This is a genomic window from Bacillus sp. HSf4, assembly GCF_029537375.1.
GTDB classification, from domain to species: domain Bacteria; phylum Bacillota; class Bacilli; order Bacillales; family Bacillaceae; genus Bacillus; species Bacillus sonorensis_A.
On record NZ_CP120679.1, the window covers coordinates 1 to 10,000 of the forward strand.

Below are 10,000 nucleotides of genomic sequence, written 5' to 3' on the forward strand. Positions count from 1 at the left end.
ATGAAAAACATTTCGGATCTTTGGAGTCAAGCCCTTGGGCAGATCGAAAAGAAATTGAGCAAGCCCAGTTTCGAAACATGGATGAAGTCGACAAAGGCTCATTCCTTACAGGGGGACACGCTGATCATCACCGCTCCGAACGAGTTTGCAAGAGACTGGCTCGAGTCGCGTTATCTTCACTTGATTGCCGAGACGATCTACGATCTGACCGGAGAAGAATTGAACATCAAATTTGTCATACCTCAGAATCAAAATGAAGAAGAATTCATGCCAAAGTCTCCTATCAAAAAAATGTCGAAAGAAGAACCTGCCGACTTTCCGCAAAATATGCTGAATCCCAAATACACATTCGACACTTTCGTTATCGGTTCAGGAAACCGATTTGCCCACGCCGCGTCTTTAGCGGTTGCTGAAGCGCCTGCGAAAGCGTACAATCCGCTGTTTATATATGGGGGAGTCGGACTTGGAAAAACGCACTTGATGCATGCGATCGGCCATTATGTCATCGATCATAATCCGTCTGCAAAAGTCGTCTATTTGTCTTCTGAAAAATTCACAAATGAATTTATCAACTCGATTCGTGACAATAAGGCTGTCGATTTTCGCAATCGCTACAGAAATGTCGACGTTCTTTTGATAGATGATATTCAGTTTTTAGCTGGAAAAGAACAGACGCAAGAGGAATTTTTCCATACGTTCAATACGCTGCATGAAGAAACGAAGCAAATCGTGATTTCGAGCGATCGGCCGCCTAAAGAGATCCCAACGCTTGAAGACCGTTTGCGATCCCGTTTTGAATGGGGACTAATCACAGATATTACGCCTCCTGACCTGGAAACGAGAATCGCCATTTTAAGAAAGAAAGCGAAAGCAGAAGGACTTGACATCCCAAATGAAGTCATGCTTTATATTGCCAATCAGATCGACAGCAATATCAGAGAGCTTGAAGGGGCTTTAATCCGGGTTGTCGCATACTCTTCTTTGATCAATAAAGACATCAATGCCGATTTGGCTGCCGAAGCTTTGAAAGATATTATTCCTTCCTCAAAGCCGAAGGTCATCACGATCAAAGACATTCAGAGGGTTGTCGGCCAGCAGTTTAATATTAAGCTGGAAGATTTCAAGGCGAAAAAACGGACAAAATCCGTGGCATTTCCGCGGCAGATCGCTATGTATCTATCAAGAGAAATGACAGATTCCTCGCTTCCTAAAATCGGCGAAGAATTTGGCGGGCGCGACCATACGACGGTCATCCATGCCCATGAAAAAATATCGAAACTGCTGAACGAGGATGAACAGCTTCAGCAGCAGATTAAAGAAATTAAAGAGCAGCTCAGATAATGTTCTGTGGGAAAGTGTGAATAACTCAAACATGGTCTTACACAGTCTGTCCACATGTGGATAGGCTGTGTTTCCGTTCGTTTTTAACACTTATCCACAAATCCACAGCCCCTACTAGTACTTCTGCTATTTTTTAAAAACATAATAATTATAGATTCCGTAAGGAGGATGATTATGAAATTTACAATTCAAAAAGACCGTTTAGTCGAAAGTGTCCAAGATGTGTTAAAGGCCGTTTCTTCAAGAACAACGATCCCGATTTTAACCGGTATTAAAATCGTTGCCTCTGATGAAGGGGTTTCCCTTACAGGAAGCGACTCGGATATCTCGATCGAATCGTTCATCCCTAAAGAAGACGGAGATTTGGAAATCGTCACAATCGAACAGCCGGGAAGCATCGTTCTTCAAGCGCGTTTTTTCAGCGAAATCGTTAAAAAACTCCCAATGTCAACGGTGGAAATCGAGGTCCAAAATCAATATTTGACGATCATCCGTTCAGGAAAAGCGGAATTTAACTTAAACGGCCTGGATGCGAGCGAATATCCGCTTTTACCGCAAATCGAGGAGCACCATGCTTTTCAAATTCCGACTGACCTGCTAAAAAATTTGATCAGACAAACGGTTTTTGCAGTGTCCACCTCAGAAACACGCCCAATCTTGACAGGTGTAAACTGGACCGTTGCCGACGGTGAATTAATATGCACTGCGACGGATAGCCACCGTCTCGCACTTAGAAAAGCAAAGCTCGATATCAGTGAAGACAGTTCATACAATGTCGTCATTCCGGGAAAAAGCTTGACCGAGCTGAGCAAGATTCTCGATGATCACCAGGAGCTTGTCGACATCGTCATCACTGAAACACAAGTGCTGTTTAAGACGAAAAACGTGCTGTTCTTCTCAAGGCTGCTTGACGGAAATTATCCAGATACAAACCGCCTGATTCCGCAGGAAAGCAAAACAAACCTTGTGGTCAATACGAAGGAATTCCTCCAGGCGATCGACAGAGCATCGCTCTTGGCGAGAGAAGGAAGGAATAACGTGGTGAAACTTTCCGCGTCCGCCAATGAGTCCATCGAAATCTCTTCAAACTCTCCGGAAATCGGAAAGGTTGTCGAAACGGTGAATGCCGAGCAAATTGAAGGGGAAGACTTAAAAATATCGTTTAGTCCGAAGTATATGCTGGATGCCTTGAAAGTTCTTGAAGGAGAGGACATTCATGTCAGCTTCACAGGCGCGATGAGACCTTTTCTGATCCGCACTCCGAACGATGATTCGATCGTTCAGTTAATTCTTCCAGTCCGGACCTATTAATTTGAAAACTGGGGAAAGTTGCCGGATATGTCCGGCAGCTTTTCTCTTATTTCATGGGAGAAAAGCTGTTCTCACTCGCCCTGTTTTTGATGCCGCAAGTTTCCCCTTTCCTTCTTTCCCTGTTTTTTAGTACAATTAGATATTAGTGATATGAAAGAGGTCGATAACATGACAAAGACGGTGGCTATTGATACGAACATGATTACACTCGGTCAGTTTCTGAAATTGGCTGATGTCATTCAATCAGGCGGAATGGCAAAATGGTTTTTGTCGGAATATGAGGTGCTTGTCAATGGTGAGCCCGATAACCGCCGCGGCCGGAAATTATATGTCGGAGATGTCGTGACGATTGAAGGGTTCGGTTCTTTTCAAGTCGGCGGCTAAAGCAGGTGATATTGATTGTATATCCAAAATATTACATTATCATCTTACCGTAACTATGAGCGCCTTGAGCTCCAATTTGAAAACAAAGTGAACGTGATTATTGGAGAAAACGCCCAGGGCAAAACAAATTTGATGGAAGCGATCTATGTGCTTGCGATGGCAAAATCCCATCGAACTTCAAATGACAAAGAACTCATACGATGGGATGAAGACTATGCTAAAATAGAAGGCAGGGTCATGAAAAAAAACGGTTCTGTTCCCATCCAGCTCGTGATTTCCAAAAAAGGAAAAAAAGGCAAGGTCAATCATATTGAGCAGCAAAAGCTGAGCCAGTACGTCGGGGCTGTTAACACGATTATGTTTGCACCGGAGGATTTGAACCTTGTAAAAGGAAGCCCTCAGGTCAGAAGAAGGTTTCTCGATATGGAAATCGGCCAAGTATCACCAGTCTATCTTCATGACCTTTCCCTTTACCAAAAAATCCTTTCACAGCGAAATCATTTCTTGAAGCAGCTTCAAACGCGAAAACAAACCGATCAAACGATGCTTGACGTGCTGACGGAACAGCTTGCGGAATTTGCAGCAAAGGTTGTGATCAAACGCCTTCAGTTTGTCGATCAGCTCGAAAAGTGGGCGCAGCCCATCCACTCCGGAATCTCAAGAGGGCTGGAGGAACTGACCTTGAAGTATCATACATCTCTTCACGTATCAGATTCGCCTGATTTGTCGAAAATGATCAATAGTTATCAAGAAGCGTTTTCTAAATTGCGAGATAAAGAAATAGACCGGGGAGTATCCCTTTCAGGACCTCACAGGGATGATGTTCTTTTTTATGTCAATGGACGGGATGTGCAGACTTACGGTTCACAGGGTCAGCAGCGGACGACCGCATTGTCGCTCAAATTGGCGGAAATCGATTTGATTCAGGAAGAGATTGGGGAATACCCGATTCTGCTTTTGGATGATGTATTATCAGAGCTGGATGACTACCGGCAGTCCCACCTGCTCCACACCATTCAAGGCCGCGTTCAAACATTCGTAACAACGACAAGCGTTGATGGAATTGACCATAAAACCTTAAATGAAGCAGCTATCTTTCGTGTAGAAAATGGCACGCTATTGGACTGAGAAAAATGGGGTGAGGGATTGTATATCCATTTAGGTGATGACTTTGTGGTCTCAACACGTGAAATTGTGGCAATTTTTGATTATAAGGCAAAGGCATCTCCGATTGTTGATGAATTTTTGACGAAACAAAAAAAGCGGATTGTCTCTTCCAACGGAACACCGAAATCAATTGTTGTCACAGTGCAATCGATTTATTTTTCTCCTTTAGCCTCAGGCACGTTGAAAAAACGGGCGCAATCCAAGCCGGAAAACGATTCTTAAAGAATCTTTACTATAAATTTATTAGTTTTGAGAAAAGTGTAGGTGAATGTGCGTGGCAATGGAACAGCATAACAATTATGATGAAAATCAGATACAGGTTCTAGAGGGATTGGAAGCCGTTCGAAAAAGACCGGGAATGTACATCGGGTCAACAAGCGGCAAAGGTCTGCACCATCTCGTATGGGAAATCGTCGATAACAGCATCGATGAAGCTTTGGCCGGTTACTGCACTGAAATCAATGTTGTCATTGAGAAAGATAACAGCATCACGGTAAAAGACAACGGGCGGGGCATCCCGGTCGGCATCCATGAAAAAATGGGCCGTCCGGCTGTCGAAGTCATCATGACGGTCCTGCACGCCGGAGGTAAATTCGACGGAAGCGGATATAAGGTTTCCGGCGGTTTGCACGGCGTGGGGGCTTCTGTCGTTAACGCCCTTTCAACCGAGTTGGATGTAACGGTTTACAGGGACGGAAAGATCCATTATCAAGAATTTGAACGGGGCGTTCCAAAAGCTGATTTGAAGGTGATCGGCGAGACCGACAAAACGGGAACGACCACACACTTCGCTCCTGATCCGGAAATATTCACAGAAACAATCGAATATGACTACGATACACTTGCCACTCGCGTTCGTGAGCTTGCCTTTTTGACAAAAGGCGTCAAAATCACGATTGAAGATACGCGCGAAGGAAAAGAACGGAAGAATGAGTATTGCTATGAAGGCGGAATTAAAAGCTATGTTGAGCACTTAAACCGCTCACGGGAAGTGATCCATGAGGAGCCTGTCTACATTGAAGGATCAAAAGACGGCATCACGATCGAAGTAGCGCTCCAGTACAATGACAGCTACACAAGCAACATCTATTCATTTGCCAATAACATTCATACGTATGAAGGCGGAACGCATGAAGCCGGGTTTAAAACAGGCTTGACCCGCGTCATCAATGATTACGCCAGAAAGAATGGGATTTTCAAAGAAAACGATCCGAATTTAAGCGGTGAAGATGTCCGTGAAGGGTTGACAGCGATCATTTCCATCAAACATCCGGATCCGCAATTTGAAGGGCAAACGAAAACAAAGCTCGGCAATTCTGAAGCCCGCACGATAACAGACGCCTTGTTTTCAGAAGCATTGGAAACATTCCTGCTGGAAAACCCGGATTCGGCGAAAAAAATCGTTGAAAAAGGGGTCATGGCGGCAAGAGCGCGGATGGCGGCCAAAAAAGCGCGCGAACTGACGCGGCGAAAAAGCGCTCTGGAAGTCTCCAATCTGCCTGGTAAACTGGCCGACTGTTCTTCTAAAGATCCGTCGATTTCCGAGCTCTATATCGTTGAGGGTGACTCGGCGGGCGGCTCAGCTAAACAAGGCCGGGATCGTCATTTCCAAGCGATTTTACCGCTTAGAGGTAAAATTTTAAACGTCGAAAAAGCCCGTCTTGATAAAATTTTGTCCAACAATGAAGTCCGGTCAATGATCACTGCGCTTGGTACGGGAATCGGCGAAGATTTCAACCTTGAAAAAGCGCGTTATCATAAGGTCGTCATCATGACGGATGCCGATGTCGACGGCGCCCACATCAGAACGCTGCTCTTGACCTTTTTCTACCGCTACATGCGGCAGATTATTGAGCAGGGATATGTCTACATCGCACAGCCGCCGCTTTACAAAATACAGCAGGGCAAACGCGTCGAATATGCGTATAACGACCAGCAGCTCGAAGACATTTTAAAAGAGCTTCCGCAAACCCCTAAGCCTGGACTTCAGCGCTATAAAGGGTTGGGAGAAATGAACGCGACACAGCTGTGGGAAACGACGATGGATCCTGAAACGCGAACATTGCTTCAAGTGACGCTAAAAGACGCGATTGATGCTGATGAAACCTTTGAAATGCTCATGGGAGACAAAGTGGAACCGCGGCGGAACTTCATTGAAGAAAATGCACGTTATGTAAAGAACTTGGATATCTAATGCAGATAAGACCTTATTTTCACTCAACCTGAAATAAGGTCTTTTCTAGAATATGAGCAGGCGGATCCTATAACATTCCCGCAATTTAATGTGTATAAAATTAAGATTATTGATATAATGGAGAATAGCCTAATTCGTTGAAGAGTATAAATGCAATTCTACTCCCACACAACTCATGTATATTCTCCAGGGAGGTTTTTTAATGAGTGAACAACAAAAGCCCCAAGTCCAGGAAATCAATATCAGTCAGGAAATGCGCACGTCTTTCTTAGACTATGCCATGAGTGTTATTGTTTCGCGGGCCCTTCCGGATGTAAGGGACGGTCTGAAGCCGGTGCATAGAAGAATATTGTACGCGATGAACGACCTTGGGATGACAAGTGACAAGCCATACAAAAAATCGGCGCGGATCGTCGGCGAAGTCATCGGTAAATATCACCCGCATGGTGACTCTGCCGTTTATGAAGCCATGGTCAGAATGGCGCAGGATTTTAACTATCGGTATATGCTTGTTCAAGGCCATGGAAACTTCGGTTCTGTCGACGGCGACTCCGCTGCGGCCATGCGTTATACAGAAGCAAGAATGTCGAAAATATCCATGGAAATCCTGCGAGACATTAATAAAGATACGATCGATTATCAGGACAACTATGACGGGTCTGAAAAAGAACCGGTTGTCATGCCTGCCAGATTTCCAAACCTGCTGGTCAACGGAGCTGCCGGGATTGCGGTAGGTATGGCGACGAATATCCCGCCACATCAGCTTGGTGAGATTATTGACGGGGTTTTAGCCGTCAGTAAAAACCCTGAAATCACGCTTCCGGAGTTGATGGACATCATTCCGGGACCGGATTTCCCGACAGCAGGGCTGATCATGGGCAGAAGCGGAATCCGCAAAGCTTATGAAACAGGAAGAGGTTCGATCACGATTCGGGCAAAGGCTCAAATCGAAGAAACATCCTCCGGCAAACAGGTCATCATTATTACGGAAATACCTTATCAGGTGAATAAAGCGAAACTGATCGAAAAAATCGCCGATCTTGTCCGCGATAAGAAAATCGAAGGGATAACAGATCTCCGTGATGAATCAGACCGAAACGGCATGAGGATCGTCATCGAGCTGAGACGAGACGCAAATGCAAATGTTCTGTTAAATAATTTGTACAAGCAGACGGCACTTCAAACATCATTTGGGATCAATCTTTTAGCGCTCGTCGATGGACAGCCGAAAGTCTTGAGTTTAAAGCAGTGTCTCGAGCATTATCTCGATCATCAAAAAGTCGTGATCAGAAGGCGTACGGCATTCGAACTTCGCAAAGCCGAAGCAAGAGCCCATATTCTCGAAGGCTTAAGAGTCGCTCTTGATCATCTTGATGAAGTCATTTCCTTAATCAGAAATTCACAAACGGCTGAAATTGCGAAAAACGGGTTAATCGAGAAATTCTCATTGACCGAAAAACAAGCGCAAGCCATTTTGGACATGCGTCTTCAGCGGTTAACAGGACTGGAGCGCGAAAAAATTGAAGAGGAATACCAAGACTTAATCAAACTGATCGCAGAATTGAAAGGGATCTTAGCGGACGAAGAAAAAGTTCTTGAAATCATCCGTGAGGAACTGACGGAAATTAAAGAGCGTTTTAATGATGAACGCCGTACAGAGATCGTGACATCAGGCCTTGAAACCATTGAAGACGAAGATCTCATTACGAGAGAAAACATCGTTGTCACATTGACTCATAACGGATACATCAAACGTCTTCCTTCTTCTACTTACCGCAGCCAGAAACGGGGCGGAAAAGGAATTCAAGGTATGGGGACAAACGAAGATGACTTCGTTGAGCACCTGATCTCCACATCTACGCATGATACGATTCTCTTCTTCTCAAACAAAGGGAAGGTATACCGTGCCAAGGGATATGAAATTCCTGAATTCGGCCGAACGGCAAAGGGAATTCCGATCATTAACCTGCTGGAAGTAGAAAAAGGGGAATGGATCAACGCGATTATCCCGGTGTCCGAGTTTGATGAAGAGTCATACCTGTTCTTTACGACAAAACACGGCATCTCCAAGCGCACGCCGCTGTCTCAATTCGCAAATATCCGCAACAACGGCTTGATTGCCTTAAGTCTCCGCGATGAAGATGAATTGATGGCCGTGCGTCTGACTGATGGGAATAAACAAATCATTATCGGAACGAAAAACGGTCTGCTCATCAGATTCCCTGAAACCGATGTAAGGCAGATGGGAAGAACCGCAGCCGGTGTGAAAGGAATCACACTGACAGATGATGATATGGTTGTCGGTATGGAGATTTTAGAAGAAGACTCTCATGTATTGATCGTCACGGAAAAAGGGTATGGAAAACTGACACCTGCTTCTGAGTACAGAACTCAAAGCCGTGGAGGAAAAGGGCTGAAAACCTGCAAAATCACGGAAAACAACGGTTCTCTTGTGACAGTTAAAGCAACGAGAGGAGAAGAAGATTTGATGATCATCACCGCCAGCGGAGTGATCATCCGGATGGATATTAACGATATTTCCATTACCGGCCGTGTAACACAGGGGGTTCGCCTCATTAGATTGGGTGAACAGGAGCATGTAGCGACAGTAGCCTTAGTCGAAAAAGATGAAGAAGAAGCCGCGACTGAATCAGAAGAAAATGAAGTGGATGAATCATAAATGAATGCAGCCTGCGGGCTGCATTTTTTTATTGCCTTATTCGTTATAAGGTCTTTTCGATAAATGCATCATGTGTTATAATACTTCTTGGTCGCTTATATAAAAGCTAATAAAAACTTTTCGAAAAAAAGTGTTGACCGCTTGTCTATTAAATGTTATATTTAAGTGGTCGCCTTGAGAGCGGCAACGAAGTTCTTTGAAAACTAAACAAGACAAAACGTACCTGTTAATTCATTTTTATAAATCGCACATGCGAGTGTGCGTAGTCATTATCAAACTTTTCATGGAGAGTTTGATCCTGGCTCAGGACGAACGCTGGCGGCGTGCCTAATACATGCAAGTCGAGCGGACCGATGGGAGCTTGCTCCCTGAGGTTAGCGGCGGACGGGTGAGTAACACGTGGGTAACCTGCCTGTAAGACTGGGATAACTCCGGGAAACCGGGGCTAATACCGGATGCTTGATTGAACCGCATGGTTCAATCATAAAAGATGGCTTCGGCTATCACTTACAGATGGACCCGCGGCGCATTAGCTAGTTGGTGAGGTAACGGCTCACCAAGGCGACGATGCGTAGCCGACCTGAGAGGGTGATCGGCCACACTGGGACTGAGACACGGCCCAGACTCCTACGGGAGGCAGCAGTAGGGAATCTTCCGCAATGGACGAAAGTCTGACGGAGCAACGCCGCGTGAGTGATGAAGGTTTTCGGATCGTAAAACTCTGTTGTTAGGGAAGAACAAGTACCGTTCGAACAGGGCGGTACCTTGACGGTACCTAACCAGAAAGCCACGGCTAACTACGTGCCAGCAGCCGCGGTAATACGTAGGTGGCAAGCGTTGTCCGGAATTATTGGGCGTAAAGCGCGCGCAGGCGGTTTCTTAAGTCTGATGTGAAAGCCCCCGGCTCAACCGGGGAGGGTCAT

Annotated in this window: 7 protein-coding genes and 1 rRNA gene (1 of these 8 cut by a window edge); all 8 read left to right on the top strand. The window is 45.3% G+C overall.

Going from position 1 to position 10,000, the window contains the following annotated elements; genetic code table 11:
• Window positions 1-1,341, top strand: a complete 1,341-nt coding sequence (gene dnaA, locus P3X63_RS00005; RefSeq protein ID WP_026589491.1) for a chromosomal replication initiator protein DnaA — start codon at window positions 1-3, stop codon at window positions 1,339-1,341.
• Between the two features lie 174 nt (window positions 1,342-1,515).
• A complete protein-coding gene (gene dnaN, locus P3X63_RS00010) occupies window positions 1,516-2,652 on the top strand; it encodes a DNA polymerase III subunit beta (RefSeq protein WP_026589492.1) in 1,137 nt (378 codons plus the stop codon).
• Between the two features lie 168 nt (window positions 2,653-2,820).
• Window positions 2,821-3,036: a S4 domain-containing protein YaaA gene (yaaA, locus tag P3X63_RS00015; protein WP_026589493.1), complete on the top strand. Its 216-nt coding sequence runs from the start codon at window positions 2,821-2,823 to the stop codon at window positions 3,034-3,036.
• A 15-nt stretch (window positions 3,037-3,051) separates the two neighbouring features.
• Window positions 3,052-4,164 (top strand): DNA replication/repair protein RecF, encoded by a 1,113-nt coding sequence (gene recF, locus P3X63_RS00020; RefSeq protein ID WP_077735871.1) that lies wholly within the window; start codon window positions 3,052-3,054, stop codon window positions 4,162-4,164.
• Window positions 4,165-4,182: 18 nt separating this feature from the next.
• A complete protein-coding gene (remB, locus tag P3X63_RS00025; RefSeq protein ID WP_026589495.1) occupies window positions 4,183-4,425 on the top strand; it encodes an extracellular matrix regulator RemB in 243 nt (80 codons plus the stop codon).
• A 58-nt stretch (window positions 4,426-4,483) separates the two neighbouring features.
• Complete coding sequence (gene gyrB / locus P3X63_RS00030; RefSeq protein ID WP_035428614.1) at window positions 4,484-6,397, top strand: DNA topoisomerase (ATP-hydrolyzing) subunit B; 1,914 nt, start codon at window positions 4,484-4,486, stop codon at window positions 6,395-6,397.
• A gap of 202 nt (window positions 6,398-6,599) precedes the next feature.
• Entirely contained in the window at window positions 6,600-9,077 is a 2,478-nt protein-coding gene (gene gyrA, locus P3X63_RS00035) for a DNA gyrase subunit A (protein WP_277692172.1), read from the top strand.
• A 280-nt stretch (window positions 9,078-9,357) separates the two neighbouring features.
• A 16S ribosomal RNA gene (locus P3X63_RS00040) occupies window positions 9,358-10,000 on the top strand; it runs 906 nt beyond the window's last position.

What these genes read in the sequence shown, in the direction of transcription:
- gyrA (WP_277692172.1), top strand. Translation starts at nt 6,600, where the DNA reads ATGAGTGAACAACAAAAGCCCCAAGTCCAGGAAATCAATATCAGTCAG.
- gyrB (WP_035428614.1), top strand. Translation starts at nt 4,484, where the DNA reads ATGGAACAGCATAACAATTATGATGAAAATCAGATACAGGTTCTAGAG.
- dnaA (WP_026589491.1), top strand. Translation starts at nt 1, where the DNA reads ATGAAAAACATTTCGGATCTTTGGAGTCAAGCCCTTGGGCAGATCGAA.
- yaaA (WP_026589493.1), top strand. Translation starts at nt 2,821, where the DNA reads ATGACAAAGACGGTGGCTATTGATACGAACATGATTACACTCGGTCAG.
- dnaN (WP_026589492.1), top strand. Translation starts at nt 1,516, where the DNA reads ATGAAATTTACAATTCAAAAAGACCGTTTAGTCGAAAGTGTCCAAGAT.